Annotated in this window: 11 protein-coding genes and 4 pseudogenes; 7 read left to right on the top strand and 8 right to left on the bottom strand. The window is 60.9% G+C overall.

Annotation, left to right across the window (positions count from 1 at the left end):
* Nucleotides 1-111: 111 nt before the first annotated feature.
* The 3 genes and pseudogenes from ACVJGD_RS26115 to ACVJGD_RS26105 all read left to right on the top strand — a co-directional run.
* Nucleotides 112-651: an IS630 family transposase gene (locus tag ACVJGD_RS26115; protein WP_456636993.1), complete on the top strand. Its 540-nt coding sequence runs from the start codon at nt 112-114 to the stop codon at nt 649-651.
* Between the two features lie 57 nt (nt 652-708).
* Nucleotides 709-1,113, top strand: a pseudogene (locus tag ACVJGD_RS26110) (IS110 family transposase); the annotation flags it as partial.
* A 27-nt stretch (nt 1,114-1,140) separates the two neighbouring features.
* A pseudogene (locus ACVJGD_RS26105) lies at nt 1,141-1,698 on the top strand (IS630 family transposase); the annotation flags it as partial.
* A gap of 62 nt (nt 1,699-1,760) precedes the next feature.
* On the opposite strand, the gene ACVJGD_RS26100 reads toward ACVJGD_RS26105, so the two are convergent.
* From ACVJGD_RS26100 to ACVJGD_RS26085, 4 genes and pseudogenes are all read right to left on the bottom strand, one after another.
* Complete coding sequence (locus tag ACVJGD_RS26100) at nt 1,761-3,074, bottom strand: IS701 family transposase (protein WP_456636992.1); 1,314 nt, start codon at nt 3,072-3,074, stop codon at nt 1,761-1,763.
* A 147-nt stretch (nt 3,075-3,221) separates the two neighbouring features.
* Nucleotides 3,222-3,473 carry a hypothetical protein gene (locus tag ACVJGD_RS26095; protein ID WP_456636991.1) on the bottom strand — a complete coding sequence of 84 codons (252 nt, stop codon included), beginning with the start codon at nt 3,471-3,473 and terminating at the stop codon, nt 3,222-3,224.
* On the bottom strand, nt 3,470-4,663 hold the full coding sequence (locus tag ACVJGD_RS26090; RefSeq protein ID WP_456636990.1) for an IS91 family transposase: 1,194 nt from the start codon (nt 4,661-4,663) through the stop codon (nt 3,470-3,472). The genes ACVJGD_RS26095 and ACVJGD_RS26090 overlap by 4 nt, the downstream gene beginning before the upstream one ends.
* Nucleotides 4,664-4,672: 9 nt before the next feature.
* Nucleotides 4,673-5,534 (bottom strand): annotated as a pseudogene (locus ACVJGD_RS26085) (site-specific integrase).
* Nucleotides 5,535-6,114: 580 nt separating this feature from the next.
* Between ACVJGD_RS26085 and ltrA the strand changes: the two are divergent.
* On the top strand, nt 6,115-7,497 hold the full coding sequence (gene ltrA, locus ACVJGD_RS26080; RefSeq protein ID WP_456636989.1) for a group II intron reverse transcriptase/maturase: 1,383 nt from the start codon (nt 6,115-6,117) through the stop codon (nt 7,495-7,497).
* A gap of 500 nt (nt 7,498-7,997) precedes the next feature.
* On the opposite strand, the gene ACVJGD_RS26075 is transcribed toward ltrA, so the two are convergent.
* The gene (locus ACVJGD_RS26075; RefSeq protein WP_456640373.1) at nt 7,998-8,471 is read right to left on the bottom strand and encodes a transposase; all 474 of its coding nucleotides are present in this window, start codon (nt 8,469-8,471) and stop codon (nt 7,998-8,000) included.
* Nucleotides 8,472-8,616: 145 nt separating this feature from the next.
* Between ACVJGD_RS26075 and ACVJGD_RS26070 the strand changes: the two are divergent.
* Both ACVJGD_RS26070 and ACVJGD_RS26065 read left to right on the top strand, forming a co-directional pair.
* A pseudogene (locus ACVJGD_RS26070) lies at nt 8,617-9,357 on the top strand (IS21 family transposase); the annotation flags it as partial.
* Nucleotides 9,358-9,444: 87 nt separating this feature from the next.
* Nucleotides 9,445-9,834 (top strand): hypothetical protein, encoded by a 390-nt coding sequence (locus tag ACVJGD_RS26065; protein ID WP_456636988.1) that lies wholly within the window; start codon nt 9,445-9,447, stop codon nt 9,832-9,834.
* 64 nt (nt 9,835-9,898) lie between these two features.
* On the opposite strand, the gene ACVJGD_RS26060 is transcribed toward ACVJGD_RS26065, so the two are convergent.
* The 3 genes from ACVJGD_RS26060 to ACVJGD_RS26050 all read right to left on the bottom strand — a co-directional run bounded on the left by ACVJGD_RS26060 (nt 9,899) and on the right by ACVJGD_RS26050 (nt 13,266).
* Nucleotides 9,899-11,209: a PDDEXK nuclease domain-containing protein gene (locus ACVJGD_RS26060; protein ID WP_456636987.1), complete on the bottom strand. Its 1,311-nt coding sequence runs from the start codon at nt 11,207-11,209 to the stop codon at nt 9,899-9,901.
* 47 nt (nt 11,210-11,256) lie between these two features.
* A complete protein-coding gene (locus ACVJGD_RS26055) occupies nt 11,257-12,498 on the bottom strand; it encodes a tyrosine-type recombinase/integrase (protein WP_456636986.1) in 1,242 nt (413 codons plus the stop codon).
* Nucleotides 12,499-12,654: 156 nt separating this feature from the next.
* The gene (locus ACVJGD_RS26050; RefSeq protein ID WP_456636985.1) at nt 12,655-13,266 is read right to left on the bottom strand and encodes a JAB domain-containing protein; all 612 of its coding nucleotides are present in this window, start codon (nt 13,264-13,266) and stop codon (nt 12,655-12,657) included.
* Nucleotides 13,267-13,755: 489 nt separating this feature from the next.
* Between ACVJGD_RS26050 and ACVJGD_RS26045 the strand changes: the two genes are divergently transcribed.
* On the top strand, nt 13,756-14,424 hold the full coding sequence (locus ACVJGD_RS26045) for a helix-turn-helix domain-containing protein (protein WP_456636984.1): 669 nt from the start codon (nt 13,756-13,758) through the stop codon (nt 14,422-14,424).
* The last annotated feature ends 108 nt before the right edge of the window (nt 14,425-14,532 follow it).

The raw sequence follows: 14,532 nt of genomic DNA, 5'->3' as shown, positions 1-14,532 counted from the left end.
TCTTGCCACCTTTAATACCTGGCCGAGCGAAGGAGGCCACTAGTGTTCTGTCACTGACATTTGAATCCCGCCTTGTCGCGAACATGATTCACTCGCGGCATGGGAAACGACTTGATTGTACTTGATCGCAAGGCTCGCAGGGAACTGGAGCAACTGCTCACCGATGGAAACACGGCGCAAAAGATCGCCAAGCGAGCGAGGATCGTGCTGATGACGGCGGACGGTCATGGCGTCGCGGCGATGATGCGTGAGGTCGAGGTTTCGAAGACCACCGTCTGGCGCTGGCAGGACTATTTTGCCGAGGCCGGTGTCGATGGTCTGATCAAAGGCCGCTCCAAGCCGCCTGGCCGAAAGCCGCTCAGCGCTGCTATGACGCTCAAGGTCGTCGAGAAGACCGTGAAGGAGCGTCCCGCCAAGGCCACGCACTTGAGCGTACGATTGATGGCGGAAGAAATGGGCATCAGCCACACGAGCGTGCAGCGCATCTGGGCCAAACACGGCCTCAAGCCGCATCTCGTGCGCAGCTTCAAGATCTCGAACGATCCCGACTTCGTCGCGAAGGTCGAGGACATCGTCGGCCTCTACGTCGATCCACCGGAGAAGGCCCTGGTGCTTTCCGTCGATGAGAAGAGATCCCATGGGGGTAGCTAGCGACCGACTCTCTGTCAGAGAGTGAGGTTGCTGACCCACCCCACTCTGGAGGCGACCATGCAAATTATCACTGGCCCACAGCAAGCGCCGAGCGCTATCCGCACCGATCTTGGCGCGATTTTCGTCTCGTTGGAACTTAGTCGATCGACTTGGCTGATTACATCGTTGTCGCCGGGCGGGGCAGAAAAGATGTCGAAGCATACGGTTCGCAGCGGCGATGTCGCTGGACTGCGGGCGCGGTTCTGTCAGCTCAAGGACAAGGTGCAGGTCCGCACGGGGCATGTCGTTCCGATCATCGTGATTCAGGAGGCGGGTCTCGACGGCTTTTGGATCCACCGCTTGCTGCAGGAGGAAGGGGTCGAAAGCCACGTCGTTGATCCTGCTTCAATCGCGACGTCGCGCCGGCGTCGACGGGCGAAGACTGAGCAACGACCGGAGATATCCGATGAAACCCTGATCCGACTATCTTGACCTACAAATCCCCATGCGAGCCAAATCCAGGCACTCGACCGCACGCAGCCAGGTTTGCCCGTGAAAAAGGGCCGTGCCGGCACGATGACCCATGATTACAAGCGCAATGGCACCACAACACTCTTCGCCGCGCTCGATGTGGCGGCCGGTACCGTCATCGGCGAATGTCTGGCACGCCATCGGGCAGACGAGTTCCTGTCGTTTCTGAAAACAATCGACCGCGAGACGCCTGCACATCTCGATCTGCATCTGATCCTCGACAACTACGCCACCCACAAGACGCCGGCCGTGAAGCGCTGGTTGGCGCGACACAAACGCTTCACGCTGCACTTCACGCCGACATCCTGTTCCTGGCTCAACCTCGTCGAGCGGCTCTTCGCCGAAATCACTCGCCAGCGCATCCGGCGAGGAACCTTCAACGACGTCACCGAACTCAAAACCGCGATTGACGAGTGGATCGAGCATCGAAACCAAAACCCAAAGCCATTCAAGTGGACCGCCAGCGCCAAATCCATCCTCGCAAAGCACCGCCGAGCCAAAAAAACGCTCGCCATCGCAAAAGCGGGATGCAAATGAATGTGTCAGAACACTAGCACTACTTTGGCACTTTAGTCTTCGCGATATTTGCAAGGAGCAGGTCACAGTGAGGACATCGTCGGGGTGGAGGTCGTGTGAAGAGGTCGAGGATCGCTTGCCTGATGGCCGGCATGCTTGGTTGTGGTGGCGGTCCTGAGATTCTTTTTTTTCCGTCCCGCTGCTTTGAGGCGGCGGGATTGGAGGAAGGCGTAAGCGATCATCGTCATCAACGCATGTCGATGTAATCCCGTCCAGGATCTACCTTCGAAGTGGTCGAGCCCCAGCTCCTCCTTGAGCTGCTGGTGAGCCTGTTCACAGACCCATCTGGCCTTGATCGTGGCAGCAAGCGTCTTGATGGTGGCATCGGCCGGCAGGTTCGACACATAGTATTTTTGCTCCCCGGTCGACCGGCGCTCGCCGACGAGCCAGACCTCGTCGCCAGGCATGCACTGCATACGGTTATTGATCATCCGGTGCTTATGGCCATCCGCAACGCGGACACGGCGGGCCGTGAAGAGACATGTGAGCCGACCTTTGGTGCCCCGCCGCCAGCTGACCCTTTGCCATTTGCCTTCGGCCAACAACGCTTCAGCAGAGACCGGTGGCTGATCAGGGATGTGGTATTTGCGAGGCTTTCCGGTCTTCGCGATGGGGAAGATCAGGGCAACGTCGGCGGGATAGACGTTCTGGCGCCGCGACAGACCCACCGCCCACAGCAGACCGCGCTCGCTCAAAGCCTGACGGAAAGGCCCGCTGGAGCCGTACTCTGAATCGGCAAGCACACAGCCGAAACGCGCACCAGAGGCGATGACGCGGTCGACCTCCTTGATCGCAATCTCCGGCTTTGTCAGAGCAGTCTGTCTATCCTTCGGCACACGGGCCCGCGCCATGCGCTTAGGATCATCTGTCCAGCTCTCGGGCAGGAACAGCCTCAGGCCCACCATCACCGGCACCTCCCGCGACGCCAATGTTAGCGAGACTAGCGATTGACAGTTGGCAGTCTTTCCGAGCGACGAGGCATATTGTGGCGCGACGCCAATTGAGTGACGTCCCTTCTTGGGCAACGCCGTATCATCGATGACAAGAAAACCCGCATCATCGCCAACCAATCTGTCTGCCTCCTTCAGCAGGGCAGCCTCGAGTGGAGCACTGTCCCAAACTCCGGCAGCGACAAAATGATGGAGCTGATCGTAACCCACCCCGCTGGCGCGTGCCGCCATCGGTTGAACGCTCTTGCGGTCTCCTGGACCAATCAAAGCCGCGACGTAGAGAGGGCACATCCGGGCCGGCGTCTTGTGCCTTAGCGCCGCGACAAACGGCGCAAGCCAGCGATCGAGATCGGCTTGCCAGTCCATGTCCATAGATCGGCCCTCCATAAGCCGACCCCTCATGAATCACGCAAACCCTCTCTTGGGAATCTTGAGGGTTCTGTGAGGTCGCGGGCCAAGCCTAGCCGCGCGCTGTGCCGTGGGTGGCGACCTCATAGAAGCCGGATTGAACGAAGCCGCGGAGTTGTTTTGGCGCTATGGGGAAAGTTGCCACGGCGTGGTGGCGAGACTGCTCTGACGACGGCCGCGCAATTGATGCGAAGCGCTGTTTTTGCAAGGAAGACCTCGCGGATCGGGTACCGAGCGGGAGAAACAGGTCAGGTTTAGTCGTTGGCCAGCTTTGGAGTCGGTATTGCGGCAGTCGATCGGCATAGCTGGCCGGTCGGCGGCAGGACGCGCAGCAAGCTCGGCAGCGGTGAGGATGAAAATCGGCAGCGATGAGATCATGATGTGTCACAGTAGAATGGTTGATAGCTGGATGAGCGCGGCACGACTGCGATCCGCCGCATGGTGCCGCCGCAATCGGGGCAAATGAGGAAGTCACTGGCGTTGTTGTGCCGATCGCGTTTGGCGTGACCGGTCGGCAACTCGGAAGTGGCTGCCGCATGATGGGCGTCGAGCAGCCGGCGGCAGCGGGCGAGGTTGTCGCCGCGTTGGCCATTGGCGAGGAAGCCGTAGTAGCGAATGCGATGGAAGCCATCCGGCAGGGCATGCAGCAGGAAACGGCGGATGAACTCGTCGGCATCGAGCGTCATCAGCCTGGTCTTGCCGTCCTGGCGATAGTCCTTCCAGGCGAAGCGGACGTTGCCGTCGGAGAGCGAGATCAGCCGGCTGTTGGCGATGGCGACGCGATGGGTGTAGCGGCCGAGATAGGCCAGCACCTGTGCGGGGCCACCGAACGGCGGCTTGGCATAGACGACCCATTCGATGCGTCTGAGTTGGTCGAGCCCGGCGGCGAAGGCCGTGGGCTCGGCCATGCCGGCGAGTTTGCCGAAGAAGCGCAGCTTGCCGGCGTCGAAGGCATCCTGCAGGTTCTGCAAGAACAGGCGACGAAACAGGCGCGAGAGCACCCGCACCGGCAGGAAGAAGCCGGGGCGGCAAGCGATCCAGCGCGTGCCGTCGAGCGAGGGGCCGCCGCCTGGCACTACGCAATGGACGTGTGGATGGTGCTGCAGGGTCTGACCCCAGGTATGGAGCACCGCGGTAACGCCGATTTGCGCGCCCAGATGCCTGGGGTCGGCGGCGATAGTGGTGAGCGTCTCAGCGGCGGCGCGGAACAGGATCGCATAGACGGCGGCCTTGTTCTGGAAGGCGATCTCGCCCGCCAGCGTCGGCAGCGTGAAGACGACGTGGAAGTACGGCACCGGCAACAGTTCGGCCTGTCGCTGCGCGAGCCATTCGGCGCGCGCCAGCCCCTGGCACTTGGGGCAATGGCGACCGCGGCAGGAGTTATAGGCGATGCGGGTCGCGCGGCAATCATCGCACTGCTCGAGGTGACCGCCGAGCACCGCGGTCCGGCACGCCGTGATGGCGCCCATGACGCGCCGCTCGACGCGGCCGAGATGCCCGGCACGGGCCTGCCGAAATGCTTCGCCGTGGCGGCGGAAGACGTCCGCCACCTCCAGAACCGCAGCCATGGTGCCCGCTCAGCCGGGCGGCACGACCTCCAGGCGGAGCCGGTCAAGCGGACTTGGCGTGTTGCTGATGGTCTTGGTGGCGACTTGGGTGTAGCGCGCTGTGCTGGCCAGGCTGGCGTGGCCGAGCAACACCTGGATGATGCGCACGTCGGCCCCGTTCTCCAGCAGATGCGTCGCGAAGCTGTGTCGCAGCGTGTGGACCGTCACCTGTTTGCTCAGGCCGGCCGCCGAGCGGGCCGAGCGGCAGGCGGCGTGCAATACGGTGGGATCAAGCGGCCGGTCCTCGTCACGGCCGGGAAACAGCCAGCGCTGCGGCCGAGCTAACCGCCAATAGCTGCGCAGAATCCGCAACAGCTGCGGAGAGAGCATGACGTAACGGTCCTTGCCGCCTTTGTCCTGCTCGACCCGGATCACCATCCGCTGGCTGTCGATGTCGGTGATCTTCAGCAGAACCACCTCCGACACGCGCAGTCCGGCGGCATAGACCGTCGTCAGCGCGGTGCGGCTCTTGAGGCTTGGGATTGCTTCGAGGAAGCGCACGATCTCGTCGGCGCTCAGCACCACCGGCAGCTTGCTCGGCTGGCGCGCATAGCTGATGCGCTCCGGAATGGCGTCATGGCCGAGCGTCACACCGTAGAAAAACCGCAGCGCACAGACGATCTGATTGAGCGCCGGCCAGGATATCCCGATCGCCACCAAGTGGACCTGGAAGGCGCGGATATCCTCCAGCTCGAGACAATCGGGGGACCGACCGAAATACCGGCTCAACTTCGATACCGCGGCAAGGTAGGATCCGTTGCGTCGCCGGCGACAGATTGCGGACCGTCATGTCCTCAATCATGCGGCGGCGAAGAGGGCTGATCTCAGCCATTGGAAAACTCCTGTCTGAAGGGTTGGGCTTCGAAAACCCGCAATCCTCTCAGACAGGAGCCTGATCTTGCGATCCCTCCTCAATTGCCGCGCCAGCGGCTTCGTTGTGTGCCGGGCATGTTCAATAGCTCGGAAGTGAAAGTCTTCCACCCAACCTGATGGAGGTGAAGGGATAGAGAAACGCAAGGGCTGCCGCCGCGAGGCGGGGTCTGAAGGAAGCGTGGATCAAAGATGCGAGCCGATGAACAAGAACCGGATATGAGGCGCCAGTGTCGGACGAGCGGGCAACACATCGCGAAGTCCATATCCATTAAAGACGCGAAGCGTAGATTCGGCGGTCGTGCATCGAAGGCGATTGAACTTACCCCGGGAGATCTGCCCGGCGTCGCTGTACGGCGACTGAGACGACTGTGAGGTCGTCTGACCACCGGGCAGAAGTCAGCAGAGGGCGTAATAGGTCATGCTGTCGGCGAAGCTATTGAGGCACTCCAAAGCTGAAAAGCGGAGCAACGGATCGGCAGAGCCGGAAACGATGGCTGAAGGCCCGAACGAATGAGAGAGGCAAGTAGGACCGGCACCTCATGAACGGAAAGCGGCAGACAAACCAGCAACAACTGGCCTCAGGCACGGAGGGTCGGGGTGAAACCCCCGCTGCCGCGACTGGAGGAGCCGAACCGTCTGTGGCGATGACGGCGACCGAAAGCCCGGCTTTCCCAGAACATCTGATGGAGGAGGTGTGTAGCCGCGAGAACCTTCAAAGAGCGTGGAAACGCGTTCAAGGAAACAAGGGAGGTCCTGGTGTCGATGAGATGACCATCGACGTCGCCAAGGCATTCCTGCGTGAGCACTGGCCAGCAATTCGGCTCCACTTGCTCAACGGGAACTATCAGCCACGGCCGGTTAAGCGGGTGGAAATTCCGAAACCGGATGGTGGGGTCAGAAGGCTCGGCGTTCCCTGTGTCGTCGACCGCCTGATTCAGCAAGCCGTGCTGCGGGTTCTTCAAGAACAATGGGATTCGACGTTCTCCGAGCACAGCTACGGATTCCGGCCGGGACGGTCGGCGCACCAGGCCGTAGCCCAGGCACAACGCTACATCGCCGAGGGCTACGACGTTGTGGTGGATCTCGATCTGGAAAGATTCTTCGACCGAGTCAACCATGACATCTTGATGTCGCGCGTCGCCGCACGGGTGACCGACAAGCGCGTGCTCAAACTCATCCGGGCGTTCCTGAACGCCGGGGTGCTGGAGGACGGCCTGATCAGACCGGTGGACAAGGGGACCCCTCAGGCTGGGCCGCTCTCGCCCTTCCTCAGTAATATCGTGCTCGACGATCTCGACAAGGAGCTGGCTCGACGTGGCCATCGGTTCTGTCGCTATGCGGACGACTGCAACATCTATGTTCGCAGTCATCGCGCCGGCGAGCGGGTCATGGCCTCGATCACCCGGCTTCTGACCGACAAGCTTCGGCTAAAGGTCAACGAGGCCAAGAGCGCGGTGGCACGACCAGAAGAGCGCAAGTTCCTAGGATTCAGCATTGCGAACCACGGGAGCGAACGACGCATTGCGCCGAAAGCGCTCGCTAAGTTCAAGGACCGGGTCCGGGACATCACACGCCGGACGCGAGGCACCAATCTGGAACGGATCATCAAAGACCTCTCGCCTTACCTCATCGGATGGCGCGGGTACTTTGCGTTCTGCCAGACTCCTCGCGTGCTCACAAACCTGGAAGCCTGGATTCGCCGGAGACTGCGAATGTATCTCTGGCGACAATGGCAGAACGGCCACAAGCGATTCACGGAGCTTCGCCGCCTCGGCATCACGAAGTTCGCCGCATCGATTGCCGCCGGTTCGCCGACGGGGCTCTGGCGAATGTCCGGGCACCCGGCGGTCCAGCACGCCCTGCGCAACCACTTCTTTGACGCTCGCGGTCTCCCCCGAATACTGGTTTCTGGGCCAGCTTAACTCAGTCGAACCGCCGCGGTACGGACCCGTATGCCAGGTGGTGTGGGAGGGGTGGCGTCGCGAGACGTCCCCCTATCCCGATCAATCCCAAAAACTCGTCGCCGCTAAAAATGTGCCAAAGTAGTGCTAGCCGGCACGGTAGCTGCTGCGGGCGGCGATCTCGATACAAGAGAGGATGCGAAAAGGCTTGGAGCGCGACAACGAGACCAACCTCTACCAGGTTCTGGCCATCACCGATGTCCTATCAGAACCCGCAAGCGTTCGGCCCCGCGCAGCAGCACGCGCGCATCCCGATCGGGTAAGACCACACGCTGGGCACGTAGGCCCTTGGCGATCGCTTGGGCTCATGAACAGCCTCCGAACTATGTCTTAGCCGTCCCGGTTGGTCACAACGACCAGTCATTCACAATGAGGGTGACTACAGTGGGCCTCGACGGAAATAGGGTTTGCAGCAATACCGGAGTTAACTGGAAGGATACGGAGACTAAAGCGGATTCCTGTCATTTAGAAGCATAGCCTGCGTGAGCGAAATAGTTGGTGCATTCGCGTGGGCTTAGTTGTGGGATGAACGAACGGATCGCGCGCGTGAGATGCGGAACTGTTCGTGCCGCGACCTTACGCAAGTATGCCTTAAATTTGCTGTAGGGCAGCTCGATCGGATTAGGATCAGGCGAGTATTTCGGGAGATACCGCACGCTCGCCTTTGCCCTCTCAATCGCGTGCCTAACGGCAGGCGCCATGTGAACTCGGCAGTTGTCCATCACGACGATGTCGTTGCGCCGGAGGGTTGGAACCAAGCACTGCTCAACATAGGCGAGGAACATTTCTCCGGTCATAGCTCCCTCGATCACCATCGGGGCAGTCATTTTATTGTGGCGCAAGGCCGCCACGAAAGTGATGGTCTCCCATGACCCCAGCGGAACGGCGCCGATCACCCTGACACCCCTTGGCGCACGCCCCCGGAGCCGCGCCAGATCCCCGACGGTCGGTCAAAATCCCCCGGGTGAGGTCACCTCAAACTCCCCCACCTGATTCCGCCTGGCTGGGCGGCTGATCGGCCGCAAAGCGCGTAGCAGGACGTTTATTTTCGCCCCCTTTTAGGGAAGAGGGGACGGGGAGTTGAACGTCTTGAAGCCGCATCTGCAAAGCACTGTATTTACGTTACTTGAGCGCCAGACGAGCCAACGAGAGATCCAGCGGCTGACGGGGATCGACCGCAAGACGATCCGGCGCTACCAGGCGATTTTCGTGTCCCGGCGAGCGGCGGAGGCAAATTCCCCCGGGGTGACCGCCGGCTCCGAGGCCGCGGATGGCCAAACTCCCCCACCTCCGCGACCACCGGCTATCGGAGCGAAGGTGGCCGCCAAGACGTTTGATTTCGCCCGCTCAGCCTGTGAACCGCATCGCGAATGGATCGAACAGCAGGTCCGTCTGAAGCGCAATGCGCAGGCGATCTACCAGGATCTGGTTGACCAGTTCGGCTTCACTGCCAGCTACGAGAGCGTCAAGCGTTTCGTGCGTGCCTTGCGCCACATCGATCCCAAGCAGTTTGACCGTCTCGAGTTTGCCCCCGGCGAGGAAGCCCAGGTCGATTACGGTGAAGGCGCGCTGACCCGTGATCCGAAGAGCGGTCGTTACCGCCGGCCGCGCCTGTTCGTGATGACCCTGCGCTACTCACGGCGTAGCTTCCGGCGGGTGGTCTGGAAGTCAAGCCAGCAGATCTGGGCACAGCTCCACGAAGAGGCTTTCCGGTATTTCGGCGGCGCCGTCGGCTATGTCGTGCTCGATAATCTCAAGGAAGGCGTCATTCTGAGACAGTACACGCGACATCTCGAAATTATCGATCCTCTCGCCAATCCGGATCTTGCGATCGATTGAGACGCCCAGAAGTGGAAGGCTTCCCGCTATTCGGCGGATGACGAGGCTTTCAAGGTGGCTTTTCGAGGAGTGGCGATCACGGGACTGATTGCCGTAACCATAGGCCCCGCGATCGAGCGCGCGATCGCTCAAACCTTCGTGGCGGCCGCCGGCCGAGTCGTCGCAAGTTTGCAGCCCGAAATCTACGGCTTTGCTGCAGGATCGGTCGTGGAGCCGGGCGTGGGGAGCCTGGGCGGGTTGCTTATTGGCGTCGGCGGCGCGCTGATATTCGATTACACCTTCAATTGGCAGCGCGAACATCTTGAGCGTGCGGAGTTTGAGCAGGCCAACGCAGAAGCATTGAAGGTTACCAAGGCGGAATTGTCGCGGGCGCTCCAGCGTGACCTGCTTAGAGCGGTCGACGCTTGGTTTGATGACACACGGACAATCGTCGCCGAACAGAAGCTCAGCAGGAAATAAGCTCAACGACGCGCGGCGCAGCCAGAGCGTGTTGATGGTTCGTCGAAGGAAGGGTTCGTTATCATTATGTTTGGCCGTGAGCGGGGCCGTCTCCGCGCGAGTTTCGAAGTTCAGCCAGAAAAGCCGTGCCGATGTTTACGGCTCGCTGCGCGCTATCTGGGTCGATGTTCAGGCCATGCACGACTTCGTTCATGACCTGTAGCGCGTCGAGAAATTGTGCAGTGCTGGCGGGTGCGAGGCCTCGACGCTGCAGCTCTCGCAACATGGCGCCTATGGCGGTCGGTCGAGTGGGAGTAAAACCATTGTCAGCCATGAATCCGCGGAGCGTCCGCTCGATCTCGATCCGCAGCTTCACGACGGACATGAGCGGAAACTCGCGAGCGAATTCCTCGACTGTTGGCAAATCTTGCTGAAGCTGGGGTGGCAGGGCTGGCGAGAGTTGATAGTGGGCGACACCCATCGGCTTGCTGGTATCGCGCAAGGCATACTCGACGATAACCTCATTACGACCCTTGCAGAGAATGATGCCGATCGTCGGCTGGTCATCCTTGTGCCGAAGCTGGTCGTCAACCGCCGAGAGGTAGAAGTTCATTTTCCCGGCGAACTCGGGCTTGAAGTCTTCGATCTTCAGCTCGATCACCACGAAGCAGCGTAACCGCAAGTGATAGAAGAGAAGGTCGATGTAGTAGTCTTGGCCGCCGACCTCGAGGTGATATTGGCTGCCGACGAAGGCGAAGCCCTTGCCGAGTTCGAGGATGAGCGCGCGGAGGTGCTCGATCAGCCCGCGTTCAAGATCGCGCTCAAGCATCTCGGGGCCGAGCGCCAGAAAATCAAAAGTGTAAGGGTCCTTGAGGATTTGCTGGGCAAGCTCCGACTGCTCCGCTGGCAGAGTCCGTGAAAAGTTTGTCAGCGCGCTGCCTTGACGAGCGAACAGGTTGCTGTCGATCTGATGGAGGAGGACGTTTCGACTCCATCCGTGTTCAATGGCCTGGCGAGCGTACCAAGTGCGTTCCTCGGGCCTCTTGATGGCGTCGAGAAGCCGAACGTTATGGCCCCAGGGCAATAGTGCAACAACCTGTTGCACAAAATCGCTGTCCGGCCACGCCTCCGCAAAGGCCCGCATATATTTGAGATTTCGGGCGGACAGGCCTGACATCTCGGGGAAGGCACGGCCAAGGTCGTCGGCGAGGCGATCGATGACCTTGGCGCCCCAACCTTCCTTCTCCTGCCGGACGAGAATGTCGCGGCCGACCGTCCAGTACAGCAGGATCAATTCTCGATTCACCGATAGGCCGGCACGATGCCTAGCTGCGGCGATCTTTGTCTTGAGATCGCCAACGAATGCCGAGTAGCTCTGCGCGTCGATCTCGGTCACTGGCCCCGCGCCTTTTCGCGCAGCCGAGGGCCTGGCTGGGCGCCTGATCATGCCGCCGCCTTTAAGCGCTTCTTGGCCAGCATGGAGCGCACGAACTTGTTCCACTTTGCCATACCGGCACGCTTCTCGGGCATGTAATGCCAGCGGTCATAGTTCTTGGAGCTAACGTCTTGCAGCGCATGATTTTGCAGACGATCTCGAATTTCCTTTGACACACCCGCCTTGCCGGCCAAAGTTTTGAAGGTTCGCCGGAGGTCCCGGTTTGTTGCATAGGGGATTACGCCGCGGTCCCGTTGGCGCCAAACGAAGCTATAGAGCGTACCGTGGCTCACGGGCTTGGATGGGTCCTTCGCTGAGGGAAAGAACCAGCCGTACTTATTTGGCTTGATCGACGCAATCAGCTCGGCGGCGATCAACGGCACAGGAACGGCATGTGGCTGAAGGTTCTTGGTCTTGGACCAGTCGATGATCTTCTCCAGCGCATCCCATTGATCGACATGCAGGCGCGCGATCTCCTCGACGCGTTGACCAGTCAGCATGATCAACTGCACAGCGCGAGGATAGGAGGGATGAACCGGTGTATCGGGACATTCCAGCCAGCGATAGAGTTGCACGAATTCTTCCTCGTCGAGCCAGCGCGTGCCCTGGACCTTGGGTTCGGTCGGAATCTCCGAGGCCGGATTGTACGGGATACGGAAGCGGCGCGGGGATGTGTTCCGATAGTCGTTGTCCGATTTCATCCCCCAACTATAAGCCGCATGGATGTAGCATCGCACGTGATCCGCCATTGAGCGGGCGCCACGCTCATAAATCGGCCGGATAAGCTCGACGATCTCCTCAGACTCGATCTCGCGCGCGAGTCGGTTGCGCCCAAGCGTGTCGGCGATCTTGTTGAGGCCCTTCTCTGTCTCCTTCCAGGACGGCTTGCCGGCGGCCTTGAGCGATGCGACGTAACCCTCGAACAGATCGGCGACGGTGCCGGGGCGAGTGTCTGTTGCAATCTTGATGCTGCGACCTTTCTGGATCACATCAGCGTAGTCTCGCTTGAAGATCTCGCGCGCCTGAGCCAACGACGTCGACGGATAAGCGCCAAGTTTCTTTTTCGCGCGTTTACCGTCGCGCCATTGCTGCGCCATCCAGTCAGCGGTCACGCGCTTCGGCATCGGCTTGAGGACAAGGACGAGTCGGCCGGTGCCTCGGCCCTCACCATCTGCGAGATTTTCTTGTTTCCGGCTGAGTTCAACGCGCTTCAGCGCGTGTCGGATCGCGGTGTCGGTCAGGCTTGGCATGGCGCTTTTTTCTGTTCCGCAACTGGGATCGGTCGAGGAAGAACAGGGATCGTTTGCTGGGAGCGGAAGCCTATTCTCTATCCCCCGAACCGCCGCCAATTTGCCATGTCCGCCCCCAGTGCGCAACGCAAGAAAAGCACGAATTTTGTAGATGTTTCAAATGGATCTAGCGTGCTCCAACGTGATCGAAGAGGGGGTAGTGGGGTGGTTGTGCACCAGGATCAGCGCGGTGGCGGACAATTCGAGCGCGCGCTTGATCACCTCGCGCGGATAGACCGGGGTGTGGTCGACGGTGCCGGTCTGCTGCACCTCATCGGCAATGAGCTGGTTGCGCTTGTCGAGGAACAAGAGGCGAAACTGCTCCTTGTCGGCGAAGGCCATGCTTGAACGGCAATAGTCGAGCACGTCGTTCCATGACGACAGCGCGTTGCGCCGCTTCACCTCGCCCTTGGCGACGCGGCTCGCGGCGGCGGCGATCAGCTTGAGCTGGTTGATCGAGGCTTCGCCGATGCCGTCGACCTCGCGCAGGCGGGCGACGGGGGCATGGATCACCTCGGCAAACGAGCCGAAGCGCCTGAGCAATTCCTTGGCTAGCGGCTTGGTGTCGCGCCGTGGGATCGAGGCAAACAGCGCCATCTCCAGCAGTTCATAGTCGCTCAGGGCGTCGGGGCCGGCGGTATGGAAGCGCTCGCGCAGGCGTTCCCGATGGCCGTGGTAATGCGGCGTCTCGGCGGGCTGGTCGGTGGTGTCGGTGGTCTTGGCGGGCATCGGCGCCAAACATGCCGTGCCGCGCGGTTTTTGCAACCATGAAGTGCCGCCGGCGCATCGAAGCCTTCGACATGCGCCCGAAGACCGGCAAGCCTTGATCGCGTCCGCGTGATGGGCGGCCAGGAATCGTTGCGATTTGGCTGCGAGCCGGCCACATTGGGCTGACGGGGGGATTGTCGTCGATTGCCAGATACCGGGTTATGTCGAATGAATTCCACCCATGAAAAGCATAGGCTTGCATTTCAACCGGAGCAGCCAGCCTCGCCAGGGGTACACGGGCTCGAAAGCTACGGCACTTGCGGGCTTCTGGCTTCTTCCGCCGACCGGGGCTGGTCGGATATGACGGCGGAGCTTCGCAGTCACAGTGGCACGATCGCCTGGAAGAGCCCGCAGCCTGACATCGAAATTTGCGTCGACGTCCGCGGCAATGGGTCCGTGGTCACGCGAGAGAGGTATGGCATCACCGACCGTAGCGTCTCCGAGCGTGGAATGATTTGGCTTTCTCCGCCGGTGGTCGAGCATGGCCTGATCGATTTGTCCGATCCCGTTCCGGCCGTCCTCCATATCTATCTTCCGCCGAGCCGGTTCTCGCCGGAGAGCTTTGACGAAGGGCTTGCCCCATCCATCATGATGTCGCTGCGCCATGAAAGCAGTTTCCACGATCCGCTCGTGGCCGAAATCGCATATGCACTCGCCTCCGAACTGGAGCGCGAGACGTCTGCCGGCAGGCTGCTCGCCGAGACGCTGGCCGCGAGCCTCGCCGCGAGATTGGTTCAAAACCACCTCGGCAAGCCGTCGCCCGACTTCCTCGCACCTTTTCCTCGCGAAGGGCTTGATCGGCGCAGGCTGGCGCGCGTGCTCGATTACATCGAAGCCAATCTGGAAGGCGAGCTGACGGTCGGCCGCCTGGCGTCGATCGCGTGCCTCAGCCAGTTTCATTTCGCCCGCGCCTTCAAGGCCGCGGTCGGCCGATCGCCGCATCGCTACGTCAGCGCAAGGCGCCTCGAACGTGCCAAGGAACTGCTCGGAGAAAGGGAGCAGCCCCTGGCCGATATCGCGCTCAGGCTTAGCTTTTCGTGCCAGGCCAATTTCACCCGCGCGTTCCGGCAGGCGACGGGCCAGACACCCGCTCAGTACCGCCGCAGCGTCGTGGCCTGATTTGTTACGGTTGTAACCAGTCCGCGTCCGCTGATCCCTCGACAGCGGCAAGAAATGACAACAGGTGAGCAACCGAGGCAAAGCCGTGTTCGGCCGTTTGGTGCATCA

This window comes from Bradyrhizobium sp. USDA 10063 (assembly GCF_054063735.1).
The sequence above is the reverse complement of the archived record's forward strand: the minus strand, read 5'-3'. Positions and strand labels throughout refer to the sequence as shown.